The organism is Variovorax sp. IB41 (assembly GCF_016405905.1).
Classification (GTDB): domain Bacteria; phylum Pseudomonadota; class Gammaproteobacteria; order Burkholderiales; family Burkholderiaceae_C; genus Variovorax.
In genome coordinates this window covers 1,036,803-1,057,808 of record NZ_JAEFCB010000001.1, presented here as the reverse complement: position 1 = coordinate 1,057,808, position 21,006 = coordinate 1,036,803, and the positions used below count along the sequence as shown (strand labels likewise).

General features: G+C 66.2%; 23 protein-coding genes. 11 read left to right on the top strand and 12 right to left on the bottom strand.

Annotation, left to right across the window (positions count from 1 at the left end; translation table 11 throughout):
* The first annotated feature begins 399 nt into the window (after nucleotides 1-399).
* Both JC881_RS04910 and JC881_RS04905 read left to right on the top strand, forming a co-directional pair.
* Nucleotides 400-660 carry a hypothetical protein gene (locus tag JC881_RS04910; protein WP_198784535.1) on the top strand — a complete coding sequence of 87 codons (261 nt, stop codon included), beginning with the start codon at nucleotides 400-402 and terminating at the stop codon, nucleotides 658-660.
* A gap of 84 nt (nucleotides 661-744) precedes the next feature.
* On the top strand, nucleotides 745-1,218 hold the full coding sequence (locus JC881_RS04905) for a hypothetical protein (protein ID WP_198784534.1): 474 nt from the start codon (nucleotides 745-747) through the stop codon (nucleotides 1,216-1,218).
* Nucleotides 1,219-1,458: 240 nt separating this feature from the next.
* Here the strand turns inward: JC881_RS04905 and JC881_RS04900 are convergent, their stop codons facing one another.
* Nucleotides 1,459-2,100 (bottom strand): hypothetical protein, encoded by a 642-nt coding sequence (locus JC881_RS04900; RefSeq protein WP_198784533.1) that lies wholly within the window; start codon nucleotides 2,098-2,100, stop codon nucleotides 1,459-1,461.
* A gap of 231 nt (nucleotides 2,101-2,331) precedes the next feature.
* Here JC881_RS04900 and JC881_RS04895 point away from each other — a divergent pair, with 231 nt between their 5' ends.
* Nucleotides 2,332-2,643, top strand: a complete 312-nt coding sequence (locus JC881_RS04895; RefSeq protein ID WP_233101524.1) for a nuclear transport factor 2 family protein — start codon at nucleotides 2,332-2,334, stop codon at nucleotides 2,641-2,643.
* An 8-nt stretch (nucleotides 2,644-2,651) separates the two neighbouring features.
* Nucleotides 2,652-3,413, top strand: coding sequence for an immunity protein Imm33 domain-containing protein (locus JC881_RS04890; protein ID WP_198784531.1), 762 nt, complete (start codon nucleotides 2,652-2,654; stop codon nucleotides 3,411-3,413).
* A gap of 11 nt (nucleotides 3,414-3,424) precedes the next feature.
* Here the strand turns inward: JC881_RS04890 and JC881_RS04885 are convergent, their stop codons facing one another.
* The 7 genes from JC881_RS04885 to eat form a co-directional block, all read right to left on the bottom strand.
* Entirely contained in the window at nucleotides 3,425-4,078 is a 654-nt protein-coding gene (locus tag JC881_RS04885) for a glutathione S-transferase family protein (protein ID WP_198784903.1), read from the bottom strand.
* 38 nt (nucleotides 4,079-4,116) lie between these two features.
* The gene (locus tag JC881_RS04880; RefSeq protein WP_198784530.1) at nucleotides 4,117-5,547 is read right to left on the bottom strand and encodes a carotenoid oxygenase family protein; all 1,431 of its coding nucleotides are present in this window, start codon (nucleotides 5,545-5,547) and stop codon (nucleotides 4,117-4,119) included.
* A 79-nt stretch (nucleotides 5,548-5,626) separates the two neighbouring features.
* The gene (locus JC881_RS32670; protein ID WP_198784529.1) at nucleotides 5,627-6,880 is read right to left on the bottom strand and encodes a type II toxin-antitoxin system HipA family toxin; all 1,254 of its coding nucleotides are present in this window, start codon (nucleotides 6,878-6,880) and stop codon (nucleotides 5,627-5,629) included.
* Nucleotides 6,870-7,214: a helix-turn-helix domain-containing protein gene (locus JC881_RS04870; RefSeq protein ID WP_198784528.1), complete on the bottom strand. Its 345-nt coding sequence runs from the start codon at nucleotides 7,212-7,214 to the stop codon at nucleotides 6,870-6,872. The genes JC881_RS32670 and JC881_RS04870 overlap by 11 nt, the downstream gene beginning before the upstream one ends.
* Nucleotides 7,215-7,281: 67 nt before the next feature.
* Nucleotides 7,282-8,067, bottom strand: coding sequence for an ethanolamine ammonia-lyase subunit EutC (gene eutC / locus JC881_RS04865; RefSeq protein ID WP_198784527.1), 786 nt, complete (start codon nucleotides 8,065-8,067; stop codon nucleotides 7,282-7,284).
* Nucleotides 8,064-9,458, bottom strand: coding sequence for an ethanolamine ammonia-lyase subunit EutB (locus JC881_RS04860; protein WP_198784526.1), 1,395 nt, complete (start codon nucleotides 9,456-9,458; stop codon nucleotides 8,064-8,066). Before JC881_RS04860 ends, eutC begins: the two co-directional genes overlap by 4 nt.
* 34 nt (nucleotides 9,459-9,492) lie before the next feature.
* Nucleotides 9,493-10,917: an ethanolamine permease gene (gene eat / locus JC881_RS04855; protein WP_198784525.1), complete on the bottom strand. Its 1,425-nt coding sequence runs from the start codon at nucleotides 10,915-10,917 to the stop codon at nucleotides 9,493-9,495.
* Between the two features lie 168 nt (nucleotides 10,918-11,085).
* On the opposite strand from eat, the gene JC881_RS04850 reads away from it, so the two are divergent.
* A complete protein-coding gene (locus JC881_RS04850; protein WP_042579315.1) occupies nucleotides 11,086-11,496 on the top strand; it encodes an FKBP-type peptidyl-prolyl cis-trans isomerase in 411 nt (136 codons plus the stop codon).
* A gap of 4 nt (nucleotides 11,497-11,500) precedes the next feature.
* On the opposite strand, the gene JC881_RS04845 is transcribed toward JC881_RS04850, so the two are convergent.
* Entirely contained in the window at nucleotides 11,501-12,256 is a 756-nt protein-coding gene (locus JC881_RS04845; RefSeq protein WP_198784524.1) for an SDR family NAD(P)-dependent oxidoreductase, read from the bottom strand.
* 125 nt (nucleotides 12,257-12,381) lie between these two features.
* On the opposite strand from JC881_RS04845, the gene JC881_RS04840 reads away from it, so the two are divergent.
* Nucleotides 12,382-13,299, top strand: a complete 918-nt coding sequence (locus JC881_RS04840) for a LysR family transcriptional regulator (RefSeq protein WP_198784523.1) — start codon at nucleotides 12,382-12,384, stop codon at nucleotides 13,297-13,299.
* 24 nt (nucleotides 13,300-13,323) lie between these two features.
* On the opposite strand, the gene JC881_RS04835 is transcribed toward JC881_RS04840, so the two are convergent.
* The 3 genes from JC881_RS04835 to JC881_RS04825 form a co-directional block, all read right to left on the bottom strand.
* Nucleotides 13,324-14,922 (bottom strand): glucan biosynthesis protein, encoded by a 1,599-nt coding sequence (locus tag JC881_RS04835; protein WP_198784522.1) that lies wholly within the window; start codon nucleotides 14,920-14,922, stop codon nucleotides 13,324-13,326.
* Between the two features lie 172 nt (nucleotides 14,923-15,094).
* Nucleotides 15,095-15,946, bottom strand: coding sequence for a class I SAM-dependent methyltransferase (locus JC881_RS04830; protein WP_198784521.1), 852 nt, complete (start codon nucleotides 15,944-15,946; stop codon nucleotides 15,095-15,097).
* Nucleotides 15,947-16,045: 99 nt separating this feature from the next.
* Nucleotides 16,046-17,572, bottom strand: a complete 1,527-nt coding sequence (locus JC881_RS04825) for a CoA-acylating methylmalonate-semialdehyde dehydrogenase (RefSeq protein WP_198784520.1) — start codon at nucleotides 17,570-17,572, stop codon at nucleotides 16,046-16,048.
* A 108-nt stretch (nucleotides 17,573-17,680) separates the two neighbouring features.
* On the opposite strand from JC881_RS04825, the gene JC881_RS04820 reads away from it, so the two are divergent.
* The 5 genes from JC881_RS04820 (at nucleotide 17,681) to JC881_RS04800 (ending at nucleotide 20,982) form a co-directional block, all read left to right on the top strand.
* Nucleotides 17,681-18,625, top strand: coding sequence for a LysR family transcriptional regulator (locus JC881_RS04820; protein WP_198784519.1), 945 nt, complete (start codon nucleotides 17,681-17,683; stop codon nucleotides 18,623-18,625).
* 141 nt (nucleotides 18,626-18,766) lie between these two features.
* Entirely contained in the window at nucleotides 18,767-19,183 is a 417-nt protein-coding gene (locus JC881_RS04815) for a YjfI family protein (RefSeq protein ID WP_198784518.1), read from the top strand.
* 13 nt (nucleotides 19,184-19,196) lie between these two features.
* Entirely contained in the window at nucleotides 19,197-19,910 is a 714-nt protein-coding gene (locus tag JC881_RS04810) for a PspA/IM30 family protein (RefSeq protein WP_198784517.1), read from the top strand.
* Nucleotides 19,907-20,302 (top strand): hypothetical protein, encoded by a 396-nt coding sequence (locus JC881_RS04805; RefSeq protein WP_198784516.1) that lies wholly within the window; start codon nucleotides 19,907-19,909, stop codon nucleotides 20,300-20,302. The genes JC881_RS04810 and JC881_RS04805 overlap by 4 nt, the downstream gene beginning before the upstream one ends.
* A 35-nt stretch (nucleotides 20,303-20,337) precedes the next feature.
* Nucleotides 20,338-20,982 (top strand): DUF1449 family protein, encoded by a 645-nt coding sequence (locus tag JC881_RS04800; protein ID WP_198784515.1) that lies wholly within the window; start codon nucleotides 20,338-20,340, stop codon nucleotides 20,980-20,982.
* Nucleotides 20,983-21,006: the final 24 nt, after the last annotated feature.

Here is a 21,006-nt window from a genome sequence, read left to right as displayed (position 1 = left end):
ATCAGCCGTGCCAGGCTGTGTGATCGGTGCGTGATCGGTGCGCGATCGGTGCGCGATCGGTAGGTGATCGGCACGAGTTCGGCGCGCGTTCGCGTTGCACGGCCGAAGCTGCATTTGTTCGCGCGAATCGAGACTTCGTTCCACACGTGGCGGCCACATCGCAGCCGCTCTTCTTTAAAGTGAATGCCCCTGTCACTCAGCGCCCCACCAAGGGGAGCAGCAAGGCGCCACACACACAGCAAGCCCAATGATTGAAGAACCGCTACGCCTCGCGGCGGGTTGTCGGTGCGAAAGCACCGATGCAAATGCGAGGTATCAAAAGGCGACGGCCGGGGTGTAACGAGCACCCCAGCCGTCTAACCAAAGACGTGCCCAATCTTTCGAAGGAGTGCACACCAAATGGCTACCAAGACTATAGCCCGGCCTCGCACGCCGGTACCCCCCGATCAAGACCCGACGGACTTGCTCGAAGCCACCCTCGCACAGCTCGAAGCGCTCATGTGGACCTGCCACGGAGAAGACATCGACTGGAGCGGCGGCGATGGCCCTACGCAGCTGGCCAACCTGCATTGGCTCGCATCCGACCTGACGCGCAGGGCGGTGGCGTTGTTTCAGTTGAGTGTGGCGGCGCTGCGCAAGGCGCCTGAGACTGGCCAGTAACGCTGGATGGCTGGTCTGGCAGGCTGCGATTTTTCGCGGCCTGCCGTTTGCGAGGGGAGAAGGGATTTCACGCGACAAGCGCGGATGGGTACTATCGGCCCGCTGCGGACGTTGCTCGCGTCCTCCACCCACACCTTCATTCAAGGCGTACGGATGCTTCGATTCCTGGGACTGCTCTGCTTTTCTGCCTGCGCCGGCGTGGCCTTGGCGACCGCCGGTACCTGTGGGATCGGACTGCTCGCGGGAACATTCACTTGGTGTGGCCTGCCTTTTTATTGGATTGCAGGGTTTCCAATGGCAATCCTTTGCGCCCTGGTTCTTGGCCTGCCCGCATACGCGGCAATGAGGCGTTGGAACCTCGATCGTTGGTGGCAATTCACGTTAGGCGGCTTCGTGCTCGCCGTTCCATTTTGGAATGAGCTTGCCCAGCCGTTCGGCTCTGTGCGCTGGGCCCAGTCGGGGTTTTTCGACTCGCTCAACTACCTTGGCTCAGGTGCAGTTGGGGGCCTTGTGTTCTGGCTGCTTGCCGTTCGCAACACGCAAAAGGGTAAGCCCTGATCCCTCATTGAACGGACGGTTGAAGTCGATCACTGACCATCCCCTGATCTGTCCGCTCGGCTCGAAACAAGTAGCTCTACGTTTCCTCCAAGGTGCGTACAGAATTCGAGCAGGACCTGCAGATATTGATGCTGTCCTGATGGGGTCGCAATCTTTCAGCCGCGCCAGCTGAAGGCAGCGTCAGCCCAGGCAACTGGCAGTTCACGATGTCCGCTTCTAAGCCGCTTGATGCAGATCAGCTCAAACAACGTCTTCGACCTTTTGCATCACGCCGTCGATGAACGTTGCCAAATCTACGCTGTCCAGTTGGTCTTGCATCTGAAAAGAATGCTTCTCTGCCAGAGGCAGGAACACTGAAGCCGGCACGTTCAAAATCTTCGCAATACAAGCGACTTCCGCGAACCGACTCAGTGGTTGCGATCGCTGCCAAGACCAAGGCTCTGAATCTTGCAGTAGCAGACGAAACAAATCTTCGTCTGACTGCATGTTCAGAACGAAAGGAAGAACATTGGCCTGGACGTCCGCAGCGATTCTCTGGGCCGTCGCTTCGTGCTGAGAGGACGGGCTGTCGATCGTCCAATCGGCTCGCCATCCAGCCATCAGCCCGAACGGAACGCCGCCGCTGAATCCCCAAGGCGGCGCTTCAGCGCGGCTCAAGAGCGGCCCGCCCAGCTGTGACAGGCACAGCCAGCCGAAGTCCGTTGCGATTCGATGGCGATAGCGGAGTGCCCCGCCGACTCGGCCTTTAGTGAATCCGAGGGTCTTGAAGCTGAGGCGCCAATCGATCGCGCCGTCGTAAGACGGGACGTCGAATACCAGTGGCTCAACCTGCTTGCATCCAAGACGAGCAAGCTCAATATTCAGTCGTTTGGACAGGCTCATGATTTGGGCTCGTTTTCCGAAATTTTCCCGAGGCGAAAGACGCATCCCGTCTCGCAAGGTATGCGCTCAACGGGCGTTGCTCTGCGTTGCGCGGGGCACGAGGAACGGGCTCCTCGTGGCCGACTGTAGCCGGGCACTTCCGGCAGCACGGGTCCCAGCAGACCTCGGCATGGCCGCTACAGTCCCTTCATGACCGGCACAAACCCACTCCCTCCCGACCTTCAAGCCGCCATGCGCGCACGCGACGAAGCCTTCTACGCCGTCGATGCGGCGCAGTGGGCCAAGTACACCGCGAGCGACTTCACGACCGTCCAGCAGAACGGCCGGTTCATGTCCCGGGCCGACCGGATCGAGAACCTTCAAACGCAAAAGCACCGCCCCTATGTCCCACGCGAACGCGAGCAGCACGAACAGCAAGGCGACCTTGTCGTCACTCGCTTCTTCAGCGGCGGGCTCTGGGTCGTGGAAGTCTGGAAGCGCATCGACGGTGCATGGACCACCGTCATGACGCAAGCCACCACCGCAACGTCCACCACGCCTTGATCCCGCCTATGTCTCTGCGCTCCATCTTCTCGAAGTTCGGCCGGAACCCACCCTCCGTGCTATCGGGCATGTCGTCGGTCCACGCAACGTCCGGCTGCAAACGCCACGACCACCCCGAGTTTCAGATTCGCGTTTCCAACAGCGCCGTGCCGGCTGAAGACATCTCCTGGCTCCTGCGGTTCTTCGAGCAACGCGTGGCCGAGGGCGCGAAGTTCCGAAGCGGCCAGAGCCTGCAGGTCGGCTGGATGTTCACGATGCTCGAGGACGGACCCGAGGGATTCCTGCGCGTTCTGGAGCCTGACATGAAGGCGGTTCCGGTGAAGTTTGTCGATTCGGTAGACAGCACGCTGATGCACCTGCGAAACCAGCAAGACGTTGTCAGGAGCCTCTCGCTTCCGGCCGAGCCGGACTTTCCGTCGCTGCGCCAAAGCGCTGTCGTGCACGTGAATTACAAGGAAGCAACGCGGGTCCTGCTCACCCGAAGCGATGCGCTCGACGGGGCGGACTCCGGCTGGTGGCTCTCGGACCTTGATGACGAGGCGGGCTCCCAGGACCCGGCTCGCTTCGTCAAGACGTCCCTTTATCAACTCGGCGTCGACCGCCCGGACCTGGTCAAGTTCTTCGCCGTGCCAGCGGGATTGCAAGTCGTCGTGGACGGCGCCGGCATCGGCGTGCTCGGGGCAGACGGCGAAGTGCCGCAGATTCCAGGCTCGTACCTGAGCGAGTTGAACAAGCTCCGGCAACAACGCGCTCCCTTGGCAGGGGCGTAGGCAAGCGCCCGTCAGCCCGCCGGCAAGGGGGCGGCGTTGATCGCCAGTTGCGCGGCGAACGCGCGCTGATAGGCCGGCCGCGCTTCGCCGCGAGCGACATAGGCGGCCAGGCTGGGAAACTCGTTCAGCAGGCCGGACGGCCGCAGCCGCAGCAGCACCGACACCATGAGCAGGTCGCCCGCGCTGAAGCCGCCGTCCAGCCAGTCGGCGTCGCCCAGGCGGGTGGCGAGCAGGGTGAGCCGGGCGCGTATCCGGTCCTGCACGAGGGGCAGGCGCTCGTCTTTCCAGGGCTTGTCGCCTTCCATGAACTTGACGGTGACGAGTTCGAGGATGGGAGGCTCGACCGTGTTGAGCGCCGCGAACATCCACGTGATGGCGCGCGCCCTGGCGTCCGCATCGGCGGGGAGCAAGCCCGGGTGGCGCTCGGCGATGTGCAGCACGATGGAGCCGGTCTCGAACAGCACGAGACCGCCTTCCTCGTAGGTGGGGATCTGGCCGAAGGGATGCAGCGCCAGATGCGCGGGCTCCTTCATCGCGTGGAAGGACACCAGGCGCACTTCATAGGGCAGGCCGGCTTCCTCCAGCGCCCAGCGCACGCGCGTGTCGCGCGCCAGGCCCTTGCCGCCGTCGGGCGAGCGTTCAAAGGCGGTGATGGTGATGGTCATGGTCATCGTGTGGGTCCTTGATTGCGCGGCACCGCAAACTACATCGCCCTGAACGTCCCATGCACCCCCAGCGGAAGCGCATAAGGAAGCCGGACTTGCGCCACCGGCCCATCACCGACGTGGTGCACGTTGAACACGGAGATCACCGTTTGCCTCGCCGCGGTGTCCAGCGCGGTGCCGACAGCCCATTGCGAATTCCCCCCTGCGTACACATGCTCCTCGGCGATCCAGTCGTCACCGAAGCCGTATGACTGGATGGTCCCTTGCTTCAGGTTGAAGCTCGCCACATCTCCCCAATCCGGCATGCCGCTCGGCCGCGCACGGTTGCGAGCCACGCACAGCACCTGCTCATAGTCGCGCCCGGCCAGCGCAGGGTCGATCACCGGAAACTCACCTTCCAATGCATCGAACCGCGTGACCCGCGGCGGCTTGCCTGCACGAAGTTCGACCAGCGTCATCACGGGCCCCTGCATATGCACGTACTTCCCGCGCATGACGTTCCAGCCAGTGGCCATCGCCTGCGGTTCCGCGTTGGCAAAGACGTCGAAGCGGATCACCTCGTCGGCGTCTTCCCAGGCGTTGCCCACGTGGTGAATGATCCATGGCGGAAGCTGGTACCAGGTCTGGTTCCAGCTTCGCTTGTCGATCACCAGCACGCGCGTGCCGAGCTCCGGCATCCAGTTCACCGACAGGCCAAATGCCTTGCCGGCGATCAGCTTTTCCCTGTCGAAGAGCGCGGGAGGAAGCAGAAAAATCAAATGGTTTTGCGTGACGGCAAAGTCGTGCATCGGCGGCAGGTCTTTCACCGCGAAGCGGCGGCATACCTCCACCGCCCCCGTGGCCGACAGCTTGTAGATGCTCAGCTCCGACGCAATCGGGTCCGATCCGAAATTCCAGAGATCGCCATCGCCATTGGTGCCGATCTTCGGATGTGCCGAAAAGGGCCTGAGCAGTTCGGCGCTGTCTGCCCGATAGATGCCCTTGGTCTCCAGCGTCTCGGGGTCCAGCTCATGGGGCGATCCGGGTTCCCACAGCGCCAGCAGCCGGCCCGCGTGATAGACCGCGCTCAGGTTGGCGGAGTTCATCTCGTCGATGTCGGTGTTGAGCTCGGTCTTTCCGGGCACTGCCGAACCGAATGCACTGAGCAGGTATTCGCCGGCAGCCTCTTCGGCCTGGAATTTCTTCGTGCGCACGAAGCGGCCGGTGTGCGTCACGCGGCCGTCCGCAAAACGGAAGGCCTGGATCATGCCGTCGCCGTCCCATTTGTGGGCATAGCGGCCTGCGCCGCGCTCGTGCATGGCGGGGCCGTTTCGGTACAGCACGCCTTGCAGGTCCTTCGGCAGTTTGCCGGTGACTTCGAGAGGGCCTGTCTGCATGTCGGCGCTGACGGGTGTTTCGTAGCCCACCGTCCAGGGCTTGTGTCGCCTGGCTTGAAACGCCTTCTTGATGTCCCCGTCTTGCCAGCTCATTGCGCCTGCCTCACTTCCTGTTGGCTCAGTGTGGAGTGTCCGTTCTTGGCCGCCCGATACGGTTTCGATTCTGCACCCGTCAGGCGCCGATGCGTTCGGCTTGTTGCGCGATGAAGGCGGCCACGCGCCGCACCAACGCCCGATCGCCACCGGCAGATGCCACGCCGGCCGCCGCCTGAATGGCGACGGTCTCGCAGATGGCAACGATGACTTCTTCGGCCGCCGCGGCCGCGAGGCCGAAGTGCGGCGCCGCCTCGCGCGCCAGCGCAAGGCTCGATGCGTGCTGCCCGGGAAGCACGGCCAGTTCCTGATAACCCGTATGGCCGCCCAGCTGCATCACGAGGTCGAAGGCAGGGGCGAGGCGCCACTGTCCGTCTTCGCCTCGCAGCGCGCCGTGGTTCTTCACGTGATCGTCGCTGTTGCCCACCGCCAGGTTGAAGACCAGGCGGCGGAACAGTTCGGCCAGGTCTTCTTGCGGCCGTTGCGAAATGCGCCGCAGCAGTTGCGCCAGCTCGACGTAGCTGCCCCGGCTGGATTCATAGGGCACGTCGAGCAGCGCCGAGGCCGAGAGGTAGTGAAAGCGCCGCTCGTCGGCGACCGGCCCTGCGCGGTCGAACCGCTCGACCAGCAGCGCGTGCCCCGATGCAAGAGGCTGCAGCAGGAAGGGGGGAACGTCGATGCCGCAGGCATTGGCCAGCCAGAGCGTGGCCGCCTCGATCACTTCCACGTCGTGGTCGTCGCCGCGCGATGCGAACTTGGCGATGAAGCGCCGGCCTTCATGCACGAAGGCCGCCTTGGGCCGCGCGCCGCCCAGGCTGCCGCCGCGCAGCAGGCGATGCATGTCGGGCCCGATCTCCATGCCGGCTTCGACACGCCGCGACGCTTCGGCGAGTTCTTCCAGCGACAGGAGCACCGATGGCGGCTCCTCGCTCTCGATGGGCAGCGATTCGGCGAACACCATCGCGCCGATGCGGTCTTCGTTGGTCAGCAGCAATGCATCGATGTCGGACAGCGGCTTGCCCTGGCGTATCTCGAGCACCTTGCGGCCCCAGCTGTCGGGCAGCGCATCGCGCAGCGTGAGCGGCATGGCACCGCCGTCGCGAATGCGGCGCTCGGGCAGCACGAAGGCGGCATCGCGCAGCGGCAGGTGCTCGGGGTTGAGCGGTGCGGCCGCCGGGTCTTCGAGATAGCGCCGGCCGTAGGCGAATTCGCCGGACTCCACCACGCCGCGGCGAACGACCTTCATCAGGCCGGCCGGTTGCACTCGTTGGCCCGTGTGCCGCGCGAGGCCAACGTAGATGCGGCGCTCGACATCGGCGTCGTCAGAAATCACGTTCGCCCTCCGCGATCACGCCCGCGGCACCTTGCGCGGCCGACCTGCGCACGCGGCGCTTTGCCGCCAGGCCGGCGGGGGCAAGGGCCACGCCGTCGAGCGAATCGATCTCGCCGAAGAGCCACAACGCATGCGCCAGCAGCCCGATGCTGGTGCCGGGCTTGCCCGATTCGAGTGCGCGCAGGGTGTTGGGCGAGCACAGCAGCCGCTTGGCCATTTCGGCGACGGTCCACGCGCGGTTGATCCTGTGCGCACGCAGGCGAAGGCCGAGCCTTTCAAGGGGCGCGATGGTTTGCGAGGGCAGGGCGGAGAGGCTGTGGCTGCTTTTTGACATCAATAAAATGACTATTAAACGGCTTAAGAGTCATTTTATTGCGTATTTGTCGATATGGAAAGGGTGCCTATCCGGGCAGCCCCGGTCGTCGGGTGGCCTGCTTCTCCAGCACCGCAACATCGCTCTCGTCCTTGAGCCCCACGCCGGTCAGCCCGCGCTGGAGCGACTCGCGCATCAGCCACGCCAGCTTGAACGCGGCGGCTTCATACGGCAGCCCTTCGGGCCGCACATTGGAGATGCAGTTGCGCGCCGCATCGTTCAGTCCGCGCTTGGGCGAATGGGTCAGGTAGATGCCCAGGCTGTCGGGTGAACTGAGCCCCGGCCGCTCGCCGATCAGCATCACCGAGAGCATCGCGCCGAACAACTCGCCCACCTCGTCGGCGAGCGCCACGCGCGCCTGCGTGGCGATGACCACGGGCGAGAAGCGCGTGTCCGCCGGCAACTGCGAACGCAGCGCGGCGAGCAGCGGTGCGGCGTGGCGCGCGACGGCCAGCGATGACAGGCCATCGCCGATGACGACGCAGACATCGCAGCCGTAGCGCCCGATGGCGCGCAGGCGCGCGTCGTCCTCCTCGTCGAGCTGGCGGCCGAGGTCGGGGCGGCGCAGGTACGTGGTGCGGTCCGCCGCGCGGCTGCGGGCGCGGGCGACCTCCCAGTGTTGCGCGGCCAGCGTGGCTTCGAGCGCATCGACGTCGAGCGCCGCATGGATCGCATCGCGCGCCATCGCATGCGCCCAGCCGAAGCGCAGCGTCTCGTCGGTGGGCATGCCGGCACCGGCGCGGCCGAGCGCAAGGCGCGCGGGCGTGGCCGAGCGCCATTGCGCCCAGGGGTTGGGTGTGACGGATTCGCTCATGGAGTCAGCGCCTTGAGCCCGCTCATGTCGGCGAGCAATCGGTTGGACGAGGGCGGCGCGAGTTGTCCCGCGGCATCGGTGATCTGCATGCGCTGCAGCCACGCCTCGAACTCGGGCGCGCGCTTCAGGCCCAGCGTCTGGCGCAGGAACAGCGCATCGTGGAACGACGTGCTCTGGTAGTTGAGCATCACGTCGTCCGCGCCCGGAATGCCCATGATGAAGTTGATGCCCGCGGTGCCCAGCAGCACGAGGAGGGTGTCCATGTCGTCCTGGTCGGCTTCGGCGTGGTTGGTGTAGCAGATGTCGCAGCCGATGGGCAGGCCGAGCAGCTTGCCGCTGAAGTGATCTTCCAGGCCCGCGCGGATGATCTGCTTGCCGTCGTACAGATACTCGGGCCCGATGAAGCCGACCACCGTGTTGATGAGCAGCGGCTTGTAGCGCCGCGCGAGCGCATAGGCGCGCACCTCGCAGGTCTGCTGGTCGACGCCGAAGTTGGCGTTGGCCGAGAGCGCGCTGCCCTGGCCCGTTTCGAAGTACATGACGTTGTCGCCGACGGTGCCGCGCTTCAAGGCGAGCGCTGCCGCGTAGGCCTCGTCGAGCAGTTCGGGCGTCACGCCGAACGAGAGGTTCGCCTTCTCGGTGCCCGCGATCGACTGGAACACCAGGTCCACCGGCGCGCCGGCCTCCGCGAGCTTGAGCGTGTTGGTCACGTGGGTGAGCACGCAGCTTTGCGTGGGAATCTCGAAGCGCTGGATCACCTCGTCGAGCATGCGCAGCAGTTGCCCGAGCACCGGCATGCTGTCGGACGCGGGGTTGAGGCCGATCACCGCATCGCCCGCGCCGTAGAGGAGACCATCGAGCGTGGAGGCGGCCACGCCGCGCAGGTCGTCGGTCGGGTGGTTGGGCTGCAGCCGCACCGACAGATGCCCCGGCAGGCCGATGGTGTTGCGAAACCGCGTGACCACGCTGCACTTCTTCGCGACCGACACGAGGTCCTGGTTGCGCATGAGCTTGGACACGGCCGCGACCATCTCGGGCGTGAGGCCGGGCGCGAGCGCGGTGAGCGTGGCGGTGGTGGCCTCTTGGGACAGCAGCCAGTTGCGGAAGTCGCCGACCGTGAGGTGCGACACCGGCGCGAACGCCGCCGCGTCGTGGCCGTCGATGATGAGCCGCGTGATGTTGTCGCTCTCGTAGGGAATGAGCGCTTCGGTCAGGAACTGCTTGAGCGGCGTGTCGGCCAGCACGTGACGCGCGGCCATGCGCTGCTGCGCGGTGGCGGCGCCGACGCCGGCGAGGTAGTCGCCCGAGCGCGCGGGGCTGGCGAAGGCCATGACTTGCTTGAGGTCGTCGAAGGCGAAGACCTGTTCTGCGATGGTGGTGCGGTAGCGCATCGTCTTTCAGGCGTGGAAGTTCAGGCGTGGACGTTCAGGCGTTCGTGGCCGTGGAAGAAAGCATCTCGTCGGGCGCGGCCGCCTTGCGCTGCGACGAGGTCAGGAGGAAGTAGCCGTAGGCCGCGGCCATCAGCACCAAAAACAGCACCGTGAGCATGAAGTTGAACCACACCATCGCGCCCAGGCACACCACGCCCAGGCCGAGCGCGATCGCCGGAAACACGGGATAGAAGGGCGCGCGGTAGGTGCGCAGCAGGTCGGGCTCGCTCCTGCGCAGCTTGAAGAGCGCGGCCATCGAGATGAGGTACATCACGATCGCGCCGAGCACTGCCATGGTCACGATGTTGGCGGTGAGCGTCTGCCCGCCGAACTGCACCCATTCGTCGCTGAAGATCGCGATCACACCGACCACGCCGCCGGCCAGCAGTGCGCGGTGCGGCGTGTCGAAGCGCGGGCTCAGGCCCGCGAAGTAGCGCGGCAGGTAACCCGCGCGCGCCAGCGCGAAGATCTGCCGCGAGTAGCCCATGATGATTCCGTGGAACGACGCGATGAGCCCGAAGAGCCCGATCCACACCAGCATGTGCAGCCAGCCGCTGTTGTCGCCCACAACCGCCTTCATGGCCTGTGGCAGCGGGTCGTTGATGTTGGCGAGCTTGCGCCAGTCGCCCACGCCGCCCGCGAAGATCATCACGCCGAAGGCCAGCACCACCAGCGTGACGATGCCCGTGGTGTAGGCGATGGGAATGGTGCGGTGCGGATCGCGCGCTTCTTCCGCCGCCATGGCCGCGCCCTCGATGGCCAGGAAGAACCAGATCGCGAACGGAATCGAGGCGAAGATGCCCGAGATCGCCGCCCCATTGAGCACGCTGCCGCCGGCCCAGCCGTTGGCCACGAAGTTGGCCATCGTCCAGCCCGGCGTGACCACGCCCATGAAAACCAGGAGCTCGACGATGGCCAGCACGGTCACGAAGAGCTCGAAGGCGGCGGCGATGCCGACGCCGATCCAGTTGAGCGCGATGAAGATCACGTACGCCCCGAGCGCGAACCACTTCGGGTTGATGCCCGGGAACTGCACGTTGAGGTACGCGCCGATCGCCAGCGCGATGGCCGGCGGCGCGAAGACGAATTCGATCAGCGTCGCAAAGCCCGCGACGAAGCCGCCGGTCGGCCCGAACGCGCGCCGCGCATAGGCGAAGGGGCCGCCCGCATGCGGGATGGCAGTGGAGAGTTCGGTGAAGCTGAAGATGAAGGTGGTGTACATCGTGGCCACCAGCACCGTGGCGACCAGGAAGCCGAGCGTGCCGGCGGTGTTCCAGCCGTAGCTCCAACCAAAGTACTCACCGGAGATGACCAGGCCCACCGCGATGCCCCACAGCTGGATGGGGCCCAGGACCTTCTTGAGGTGACCGGTGCCGGCGTGAACGGGGGGTGCGGCCGGCGTGGCTTCGGTGGAATGCATGGGGCTTCCTCTCTGCGTGGATGTTGACAGTGCACATCCTGCAAAGCAAGGGCCGTTCCACTAGCTACATCGCGCTACATCGAGGGCTCATCGGCACCTTGTCGATGCCTTGTCGCCGAGACGCAGGCGCTGGCCATAATCGGGGTCTTTCAATCCCCGAGGTGTTTCGTGAAGTCTCTTTTCTGTGCCGCTCTCGTGTCCGTCTTCGCCATCCCCGCAGCGTTCGCGCAATCCGCGCCCGTGACCACGCCCAGCGGCCTGGTCTACCAGTCGCTCAAGGAAGGCACCGGCGCATCGCCCGCCGCCACCGACACCGTGAAGGTCCACTACCGCGGCACCTTCCCCGACACCGGCAAGGAATTCGACAGCTCCTACAAGCGCGGCGAGCCCACCGAGTTCCCGCTCAACGGCGTGATCCCGTGCTGGACCGAAGGCGTGCAGAAGATGAAGCCGGGCGGCAAGGCCAAGCTCACCTGCCCGCCATCGATCGCCTACGGTTCGCGCGGCGCGGGCGGCGTGATTCCGCCGAACGCCACGCTGAATTTCGAAGTCGAGTTGGTGTCGGTCACCAAGCGCTGATCGATTAGATCTGCGCAGAGCCTCCGTCGACGAAGAGCTCCGTGCCGTTCACGAAGCTGCTGTCGTCGGAGGCGAGAAACACGACCGCCTTCGCGATCTCGTCGGGCGTGCCGACACGGCCCAGCGGGATCGTCTGCGCCTGCATCTCGATGAAGCCCTTCACCTGCTCCGGCGTGAGGCCGAGCAGCTCATACGCCGGCGTCGGCACCACGCCGGGACTCACCGCATTGACGCGGATGCCGGCATCCTTCAGGTCCACCGCCCAGCTGCGCGCGAAGCTGCGCACCGCCGCCTTGGTCGCGCTGTAGACGCTGAAGGCGGGCGTGCCCTTGATGCTGGTGATCGATGCGTTGAGCACGATCGATGCGCCCTTGGGCATCAGCGGCAGCGCCTTCTGCACGGTGAAGAGCAGGCCGCGCACGTTGGTGCCGAAGGTCTTGTCGAAGTGCTCCTCGGTGATCTGCCCCAGCGGCACCAGGCTGCCGCCGCCCGCGTTGGCGAACAGCACGTCGAGCCGGCCTTTCTGTTCCTTGATGGCGGCGTAGAGCCTGTCGAGGTCGGCGAGCTTGGAGACGTCGCCGAGCACGCCGGTCACGTTGCGGCCGATGGTCTTCACCGCCGCATCGAGTTCCGCCTGGCGGCGGCCCGTGATGAACACGTGGGCGCCTTCGGCCACGAAGCGTTGCGCGGTCGCCAGGCCGATGCCGCTGGTGCCGCCGGTGACGAGGGCGATCTTGTCGTTGAGCTTGAGTTGGGACATGACTTCTTCCTTGGAGGTTTGCTGCGAAGCAGCGTTGACGATGCAAGGAAGTTTGGGCGCGACCCCCTTCGAGACCAAGGTGCCGCGCGTGACTTGTTTATTTCCGAATCACTAATAATCCGGCGATGGACCAGATCACCGCCATGCGCGTCTTCGCCCGGGTGGTGGAGGCCGGCACCTTCACCCGCGCGGCCGATTCGCTGCAACTGCCCAAGCCCACCGTGACGAAGATGGTGCAGCAGCTGGAGACGCACCTGCGCGTGAAGCTGCTGCAGCGCACGACGCGGCGGGTGACGGTCACGCCCGAGGGCGCGGCGTATTACGAGCGCACCGCGCGCGTGCTGGCAGAACTGGAAGACATCGAATCGGACCTCACCAACGCGCAGGCCAATCCGCGCGGGCGGCTGCGGGTGGATGTGGGCTCTTCGTTCGCCAACATGATCCTGATTCCGCAGTTGCCTGCGTTCCACGCGCGCTATCCGGAGATCGAACTGGAGATCGGCGTGAGCGACAGGCCGGTGAACCTCGTGGGCGATGCGGTGGACTGCGTCATCCGCGCCGGCGAACTGGTGGACCAGTCGCTGGTGGCGCGCCGCATCGCGAACCTGCGCTTCGTGACCTGCGCCACGCCCGCGTACCTCGCGCGCCACGGCATCCCGGCGACGCCCGCGAACCTGGGCGACGGCACGCACCGGGTGGTGGGCTATTTCTCGTCGCTGAGCAATCGGCCGATTCCACTGCGCTATGCGCATGGGGACGAGCGCATCGAGATCCACGGCCACACCGTGGTCGGCGTGAACGAGAGCACCGCGCACCTCACGGCGGTGCTCACCGGCATCGGCGTGGCGCAGACCTTCGACGTGATGGCCGCGCCGTACCTGGCGAGCGGCGCGCTGGTCGAGGTGCTGCAGGCCTGGGCGCCGCCGACCTATCCGCTGCATGTGGTGTACCCGACCAACCGGCACCTGAGCGCGAAGCTGCGGGTGTTCGTCGATTGGGCGGTGGAACTCTTCGCGCCTTACAACGACGCGAGCAGGCGCTGAGGCGCCCGCAACATCACGCCAGCATCACGCCGGCTGGTACTGGTACAGCCAGGTCTCGGTGAGCGTCTGCTCGCCGTTCTTCAGGTACAGGCGCATGTCGATCGGCTCGTTGCCTTCGGGCGTGAAGTCGAACTGCGCGCGCCAGTGTCCCGGCACGCCGTTGGGCACGGCTTCGGCGAACACGTACGAGAACTTGCCGCGTGGCGCCGTGAGCACCAGCTCTGGTTTCACGCCGAAGGGCACGGTGGTCAGCGGCTGGCCGATGAACTCGACCATGAACTTGCGCACGCCCTGCGGCCTCGGCTGGCCCGGCTGGCCGCCGCGTCCGATGCGCGTGGCCACGCAACGCGCGAGCGGCGAGGGAAAGGGCTCCTGGTCGGTCCAGTGCAGCCGGTACTGCAGGCTGTAGCTCGCGCCCGCCTTGGCATCGGCCTTGGGCACCCAGAAGGCGACGACGTTGTCGTGGATCTCGTCGTCGGTCGGAATCTCGATGAGCTGCACCGAGCCTTCGCCCCAGTCGCCCAGCGGCTCGATCCAGAGGCTCGGGCGCTTTTCGTAGTTCACGCCGTCCTGGTAGTGGTCGAACGAGCGGTCGCGCTGCAAGAGGCCGAAGCCGCGCGGCTTCGTGTCGGCGAAGGCGGAGGCGCGTGTCTGCGCCGGGTTGTTGAGCGGGCGCCAGATGCGCTCGCCCGCGCCGTTCCAGATCGCCAGGCCGTCGGAGTCGTGCACCTCGGGGCGCCAGTCGATGGCGGTGGGCTTGATGGTCTCGGAGTACCAGTACATCGAGGTGAGCGGCACGAGGCCCAGGCGCGCGACGTCGCGGCGCAGGAACAGGCGCGAGTCGATGTCCATGATCACCGCCTTGCCGCGCTGCATCACGAACTTGAAGACGCCCGTCACGCTCGGCCCTTCGAGCAGCGCGTAGACGGTCATCGAGGCGGTGTTGTTCGCGGCCGGCGTCTCGAAATAGAAGCGGGTGAAGGTGGGGAATTCCTCGGGCTTGTCGGGCACCGCCACGTCGAGCGCGAGGCCGCGCGCCGAGAGGCCGTACTGGTAGAGCTCGCCGATCGCGCGAAAGTACGAGGCGCCGAGAAAGGCGACCCAGTCGTTCTTCTGCCAGTCGAGCTTGCCCTGGTCGCCCAGGCGGCTCTCTTGCAGGCGAAAGCCCGCGAAGCCTGCGCCGGGCGGTAGTGCGCGCGCGGGGCTGTCTGGCGGCATCGAGAAGTAGTCGGGGCTGTAGAGCACTTCGCGGGCGAAGGCATCGCCGTCGGAGTTCTCCAGCACGTGCATGCGCACCGGCGTCTGGAAGAAGCGGCCCAGGTGGAAGAAGGTGACGGGAAACGCGCCGGGACCTTCGCGAAAGAGCGCGTTGGCGGGGTCGAACTTGATCTTGCCGTGCGCGTCGTAGTCGATCTTCTCGAGCACGTCGGGGGCGAGCGGCGTGGCGGCGACGTAAGGCTGCGCGGCCAGGCGCTTGGCCTGCGCGACGAGCCGATCGAACGAGAAGGGCGCGGGCTGGCTCAGTTGCAGGCCGTTGGCGGCCAGCGCCTCTTCGGGCAGTCCAAGGGCGGCGAGTGCGGCGGCGGCACCACCTGCGGCAAGGAAGGATCGGCGATCAAGCATGTGTTTCTTGAGGGTTTCGGTTCTTTGGGGGAAAGGGAAAACGGGGCGAGGCGCGGAATGATTTTCCGCGATGGAAGCAGCCGCAAGCTTGCCGCATCTACCAGGACACCCCGCGTCAGCCATTCCGCGCAATGCAGGCCGGACAAAGCCGCCGATTCGAAAAATTGTGCGTTTATGTATCGGCGACCTTCAACATGTCCACGGTACCCAGCGCATACACCGCGTAGAGCGGCACGCCGAAGACCATCCGGAACACCGGGCCGAACAGCGTGGCGGCGAGGCCAAAGCCCTCCATCACGCGGTAGGTGCCGTCCAGGCGCAGGCGCGGGTGCGGCTCGGTCAGGTCCGTGGGGCGGCGCAGGCCCCACAGAAATTCAGCGCCCGTCGGCCGCACCGACGGATGGTTGCGGGCGCGCCCGGTCGCGATCCAGCACATGGCATCGAAGGCCAGCACCGAGCCTGCGGGTGCCCGCTCGCCGAAGGCGGCGAGCACGGCCTCGACGGCCTCGGGCTTGAGGTACATGAACACGCCCTCGGTGAAGAGGAAGACCGGCTGCGCGTTGCGCTTCTTCGGCAGGCCCAGCTGGTCCCACCAGTCGGGCGAGGTGAGGTCGAGCTCGCGCACGTCGTGGCGCGGATGGGTCTCGGGGATGAGTTCGCGGCGCAGCGCGAGCACCTCGGGCAGGTCGGCATCGGTCATGCGCGACTTGTCGTCGTCCAGCCACTGGAAGTAGTGGCTCAGGCCGCAGCCCATGTTCACCACGCGCGCGCCGGGATGCCGTTTCAGAAAATCCTGCGCGAGGCTGCGAAAGCGGCGCGTGCGCGCCAGGATGCCGTAGATGGTCGCCCGGTCTTCGGGCAGCGCCTGCCCGTCGTCGCGGATCTTCTCCAGGATGGCCGCGGCATAGGCGTCCCGCACGGCCACCTGCGGAAAGATGGCGTCGCCGGACGCGCGCGCGGCCAGGGGAATCCGCAAGGTGGAGGGAACGGCCGACAGGCGCCGTGCGAGCTTGCTGGTCGTCATGAATGCAGGGGCGAGATCATGCGCAAAGTCTCGCGGCTCCCGCGCGCCCGGGCAAGTCAGTCTTTTGTACAGCCACCCGGTCAGGTGGCCGTCAAGTCTTTACTTGGCCGTGGGCATCACGAACTCGGCGCCCTTGGGCGTGCTCTCGGGCCAGCGCTGCATGATCGACTTCTGCTTGGTGTAAAAGCGCACGCCTTCTTCGCCGTAGGCGTGCATGTCGCCGAACAGGCTCTTCTTCCAGCCGCCGAAACCGTGCCAGGCCATCGGCACCGGGATCGGCACGTTGATGCCGACCATGCCCACCTGGATGCGGCGGCTGAACTCGCGCGCCACGTTGCCGTCGCGGGTGAAGCAGCTCACGCCGTTGCCGAACTCGTGGTCGTTGATGAGGTCCACCGCGTCCTTGAAGTTGGCCACGCGCACGCAGCTGAGCACCGGGCCGAAGATCTCTTCCTTGTAGATGCGCATCTCGGGCGTGACGTGGTCGAACAGCGTGCCGCCCATCCAGAAGCCATCGCCACAGCCCTCGCCGGCCGTGCTGCCGTCGAACGAACGGCCATCGACCAGGAGCTTGGCGCCTTCCTTCTCGCCCTGTGCGATGTAGCCGGTGATGCGCTCGTGCGCCGCGCGCGTGACGATCGGGCCCATCTCGGCCGCGAGGTTGGTGCCGTTGAGCACCTTGAGCGTCTTCGTGCGCTCGATGAGCTTGGGGATCACCTTGTCGGCCACGTCGCCCACCAGCACCGCGACGCTGATCGCCATGCAGCGCTCGCCGGCCGAGCCGTAGCCCGCGCCGATCAGCGCATCCACCGTCTGGTCGATGTCGGCGTCGGGCATGACCACCATGTGGTTCTTCGCGCCGCCCAGGGCCTGCACGCGCTTGCCGTGGCGCGCGCCCGTTTCGTAGATGTAGTTGGCAATGGGCGTGGAGCCGACGAAGCTCACGGCCTTGACGTCGGGGTGCTCGATGAGTGCATCGACCGCGACCTTGTCGCCCTGCACGACGTTGAACACGCCGTCGGGGAGGCCCGCTTCCTTGAACAGCTCGGCGATGCGCAGCGACGGGCTCGGATCGGTCGGGCTGGGCTTGAGAACGAAGGTGTTGCCCGCGGCGATGGCCACCGGGAACATCCACATCGGCACCATCACCGGGAAGTTGAAGGGCGTGATGCCGGCGACCACGCCCAGCGGCTGGCGCAGCGTCCAGTTGTCGATGCCGGTGGAGACCTGGTCGGTGAAGTCGCCCTTGAGCAGTTGCGGAATGCCGCACGCGAATTCGACGATGTCGATGCCGCGCGAGACCTCGCCCTGCGCGTCGGTGAAGACCTTGCCGTGCTCGGCGGTGATGAGGTGGGCGAGCTCGTCCTTGTGCTCGTTGAGCAGTTGCAGGAACTTGAACATCACGCGCGCCCGGCGGATCGGCGGCGTGTCGGCCCAGGCCGGGAAGGCCGCATTGGCGGCCGCAACGGCGGCGTTCACATCGGCGATGGCGCCCAGGGCGACCTTGCCGGTGACGGCGCCAGTCGCGGGATTGGTCACGTCCTGCGTGCGGCTCGATTCGCCGGCCGCATGCTGGCCTGCGATGTAGTGGGCGATCAATCCGGGCTTGGAGCTTGCAGCGGTCACGGGGAGGTCCTGGGAGGTTGGAGGAATGCGCCGAGTCTAGGAAGGCGAAGGGTGCCTGCCTATACTCCAGCGCTGAATTGTTTGTTCGCCAAACTGAACAATGAAACCATGGACACCAAAAAAGCCGAGTCGCTCTGGGCCCATCTGCACTGGCTGATCGTGCTCGGCCAACAGGGCAGCTATACCGCCGCGGCCGCCCGGCTGGGCGTGAGCAAGGCCGCGATGAGCCAACGCATCACCGAGCTGGAGCGCGCGGTCGGCGTCACCCTGGTGCGGCGGACCACGCGCAGCATGCGGCTCACCGAGGCCGGCCAGCGCCTGGTGGACCAGACCCGCGAGCCCTTCGAGCAGATCGCGCACAGTTTTCTCAATGCGCGGGACCTGGCCGGCGAGCCGCGCGGCCTGATCCGGGTCACCGTGCCGGTGGCGCTGGGGCGGCAGCAGCTGCTGCCGAGGCTGACCGACTTTCTCCTGGCCCATCCGTCGATCCGCATCGAGATGGAGTTCTCGGACCGGCTCAGTTCGCTGGCGATGGAGGGCTTCGATCTGGCGATCCGGCATGCGTCCGCACCGCCCGACACCCACGTGGCCTGGCGGCTGTGCGCCACGCGCTCGGTGCTGGTGGCGAGCCGCGCGTACCTGCGCCGCAAGGGCACGCCGCTCACGCCGCACATGCTGGCCGCGCACGACTGCCTGCACTATCCGCGCGGGCAGGAGACGAACGTGTGGTCGTTCGAGCGGCGCGCCGGCCGCGCGCGCCAGGCCGAGCGCATGACCGTGCCCATCGACGGACCGCTGGCGGCCAACAACAGCGAGGCGCTTCGCGACGCCGCGCAAGCTGGCCTGGGTATTGCGCTGCTGCCGGACTTCAGCGCGCAAGCCGGGCTGCAGGCAGGCAAGCTGGTGGAGGTGCTGCCCGAGTGGCGGCCGACGGGGGCTTTCGCCGAGGAGATCTACGCCATCCGTCCGTATTCGCTGCACATACCGCGGGCCGTGACCTTGTTCGTCGAGCACTTGCGAGAGGCGCTGAAGGCGGGGTTCCAGGTGGCTTGAATCGGCGGGCCGTGAATCGCACCAGTGCCGAAAGTCACGGATGTGAAAAAAGAAATTTTTTGACATGTTATGTCGAGACACCTATAGTGAACCCATCGAAGCACCGGTCGCTTCCAACGGTACGCAACCACAAGGAGAGGTATGCAATCACTGCTCGATCAACTCAAGGGCCTCGATGCGCTGACGGGCGCCGCAATGGGTGGGCTGCCGGTGCAGCTGCAGCCCATTCCGGGCAGCACGCCCGTGGTCCAGGTGAGCATCGAGGGGCGCGATGAGCTGCCGATCTTCGTGACGAGTTCCGACATGCAGATCATCTGCATCTGCTACCTCTGGACGGAAGATGAAGTGAGGCCCGAGCGGCGCACCGAGCTGCTCGAATCGCTGCTCGACCTGAACCCCTCCGTGCCGCTGTCGTCCTTCGGCCGCGTGGATGGCCGCTACGTGCTCACCGGTGCGCTCGGGCGCAATGCGCGCGTGGAAGACATCGCACGCGAGGTGGCCGTGCTCAGCGACAACGCGCTCGATGCGTTGGACGCCCTGTCCGAATTCCTGAATTAAGCGAAAGATTCCCATGACCGTCATCAAGAAGCTTGTCACCCTGCTGCGTGGCAGCGCGCGCGAAATCGGCGAGAGCGTGGTCGACAGCAACGCCACGCGCATCTACGAGCAGGAAATCGTCGACGCCAAGCACAGCATCGAGAAGGCCAAGGGCGACCTCACCGGCGTGATGGCCAAGGAGATGCAGTCGGCCCGCGATATCGAGCGCCTGAAGAACGAGATCGCGCGCTACGAAGGCCTCGCGGTGGAGGCTCTCAACAAGACGCAGGAAGGCCTCGCGCTCGACGTGGCCGCCAAGGTCGGCACCATCGAGCAGGAGCTGGAGGAGCAGGCCAAGGCCCATGCTTCGTATGCACTGCAGGTCTCCAAGCTGAAGGAGCTGATCAAGTCGGCCGAGGCGCGCATCCGCGAGCACGAGCGCGAGATCGGCATCGCCAAGACCACCGAGAGCGTCTACCGCGCCACGCAGTCGATTTCCGAGAACATCGGCAGCGGCGGTTCGCGCCTGGCCAATGCGCGCGAGTCGCTCGAACGCATCCGCGCCCGCCACGAAGACCTGGCCGACCGCATGACGGCCAGCCAGGCGCTGGAGAACGAACTGGGCCACCAGGCGCTCGAGAAGAAACTGGCCGCCGCCGGCATCGGCAGCGACGCCGACCGCACCGGCAAGGTGATGGAACGCATCCGCGCCCGCCAGGCCAACCCGGGCGGGACCGCCTCGGAATGAACGTGCGGGTCAAGCCGGTTCGCTGGCAGGGCTCGGACGAGGCGATACGCGCCGTGCAGGTGGCGTTCGACGTGGAGGAGGCCGTGCTGGAGGCGGTGCGCACCGCGGCTTTTGCGCAGCACGTGTCCACCTCCGACCAGATCCGCCAGGTGCTGGGCCTGGCGACCACATCCAGGCCCAAGCGACCGCGCCTGACGGTCTCGCTCAGTGGGGCAGACTACGAATTCCTGGCCAGCCGCTACGGCCTGGCCGCCGACGACCGGCTGGCCATCAAGGAGAGGGCCACGCGCGACCTGATCGCATTTGCAAGTGGTGCAAGTGGTGCAAGTGGTGCAAGCGGTGCAAGCAGTGGGAAGAAGGGCACCGGCTTGGGGAAGCCGGGCCGCAAGTAGAACAACGAACAACAACCCGCTCGCGGGAGGGATCAATGGGCAATTTCATGGATGCGGTGACGGGGTACCCCACCGCGATCTACACGGTGCTGCTGGGCGTCGTGGTGATCTATTGGGTGCTCGCGGTGCTCGGCATGGTCGACATCGAACACAGCGGCATCGACGTCGACCTGCACACGCACGCCGACGGCGACACGAGCGATGTGGGCCAGCTCGCGAGCTACGTCGTCGCCTTCGGGCTGAACGGCGTGCCGTTCTCGGTGGCCGTGAGCCTGCTGGTGCTCGTCGCGTGGACCGTCTCGTGCCTCGGCGGCGAATGGCTCCTGCCGCTGGTGCCGACGATGCTGCTCCAGCTCGTGGCCGGCACGGTGCTGCTGGTGGCGAGCGCCGCCATCGCCATTCCGGTCACGGCCATCGCCATCCGGCCGCTGCGCGGTCTCTTCGTGAGCCACACGGCCGTGAGCAACGCCGCGCTGGTCGGCCAGGCCTGCCGGGTGGTCACCGGCGTGGTGAACGAGAAAGACGGCCGCGCCGAAATTTCGCGCCGTGGCGCGAGCCTCAACATCCGCGTCTGGGCACCCACGCCCAACACGCTCACGCGCGGCTCGCACGCGCTGATCCTCGAATACGACGGGGTGGCCGGGCGCTACCTCATCGCCGCGCACGAAGACATCGTCTGATCACGCGCATCCCTTACTGTTCGT

Coding starts and splice junctions, on each gene's coding strand:
- JC881_RS04910 (WP_198784535.1), top strand. CDS start 400: ATGGCTACCAAGACTATAGCCCGGCCTCGCACGCCGGTACCCCCCGAT.
- JC881_RS04905 (WP_198784534.1), top strand. CDS start 745: ATGGGTACTATCGGCCCGCTGCGGACGTTGCTCGCGTCCTCCACCCAC.
- JC881_RS04900 (WP_198784533.1), bottom strand. CDS start 2,100: ATGAGCCTGTCCAAACGACTGAATATTGAGCTTGCTCGTCTTGGATGC.
- JC881_RS04895 (WP_233101524.1), top strand. CDS start 2,332: ATGCGCGCACGCGACGAAGCCTTCTACGCCGTCGATGCGGCGCAGTGG.
- JC881_RS04890 (WP_198784531.1), top strand. CDS start 2,652: ATGTCTCTGCGCTCCATCTTCTCGAAGTTCGGCCGGAACCCACCCTCC.
- JC881_RS04885 (WP_198784903.1), bottom strand. CDS start 4,078: ATGACCATCACCATCACCGCCTTTGAACGCTCGCCCGACGGCGGCAAG.
- JC881_RS04880 (WP_198784530.1), bottom strand. CDS start 5,547: ATGAGCTGGCAAGACGGGGACATCAAGAAGGCGTTTCAAGCCAGGCGA.
- JC881_RS04870 (WP_198784528.1), bottom strand. CDS start 7,214: ATGTCAAAAAGCAGCCACAGCCTCTCCGCCCTGCCCTCGCAAACCATC.
- eutC (WP_198784527.1), bottom strand. CDS start 8,067: ATGAGCGAATCCGTCACACCCAACCCCTGGGCGCAATGGCGCTCGGCC.
- JC881_RS04860 (WP_198784526.1), bottom strand. CDS start 9,458: ATGCGCTACCGCACCACCATCGCAGAACAGGTCTTCGCCTTCGACGAC.
- eat (WP_198784525.1), bottom strand. CDS start 10,917: ATGCATTCCACCGAAGCCACGCCGGCCGCACCCCCCGTTCACGCCGGC.
- JC881_RS04845 (WP_198784524.1), bottom strand. CDS start 12,256: ATGTCCCAACTCAAGCTCAACGACAAGATCGCCCTCGTCACCGGCGGC.
- JC881_RS04840 (WP_198784523.1), top strand. CDS start 12,382: ATGGACCAGATCACCGCCATGCGCGTCTTCGCCCGGGTGGTGGAGGCC.
- JC881_RS04835 (WP_198784522.1), bottom strand. CDS start 14,922: ATGCTTGATCGCCGATCCTTCCTTGCCGCAGGTGGTGCCGCCGCCGCA.
- JC881_RS04830 (WP_198784521.1), bottom strand. CDS start 15,946: ATGACGACCAGCAAGCTCGCACGGCGCCTGTCGGCCGTTCCCTCCACC.
- JC881_RS04820 (WP_198784519.1), top strand. CDS start 17,681: ATGGACACCAAAAAAGCCGAGTCGCTCTGGGCCCATCTGCACTGGCTG.
- JC881_RS04815 (WP_198784518.1), top strand. CDS start 18,767: ATGCAATCACTGCTCGATCAACTCAAGGGCCTCGATGCGCTGACGGGC.
- JC881_RS04810 (WP_198784517.1), top strand. CDS start 19,197: ATGACCGTCATCAAGAAGCTTGTCACCCTGCTGCGTGGCAGCGCGCGC.
- JC881_RS04805 (WP_198784516.1), top strand. CDS start 19,907: ATGAACGTGCGGGTCAAGCCGGTTCGCTGGCAGGGCTCGGACGAGGCG.
- JC881_RS04800 (WP_198784515.1), top strand. CDS start 20,338: ATGGGCAATTTCATGGATGCGGTGACGGGGTACCCCACCGCGATCTAC.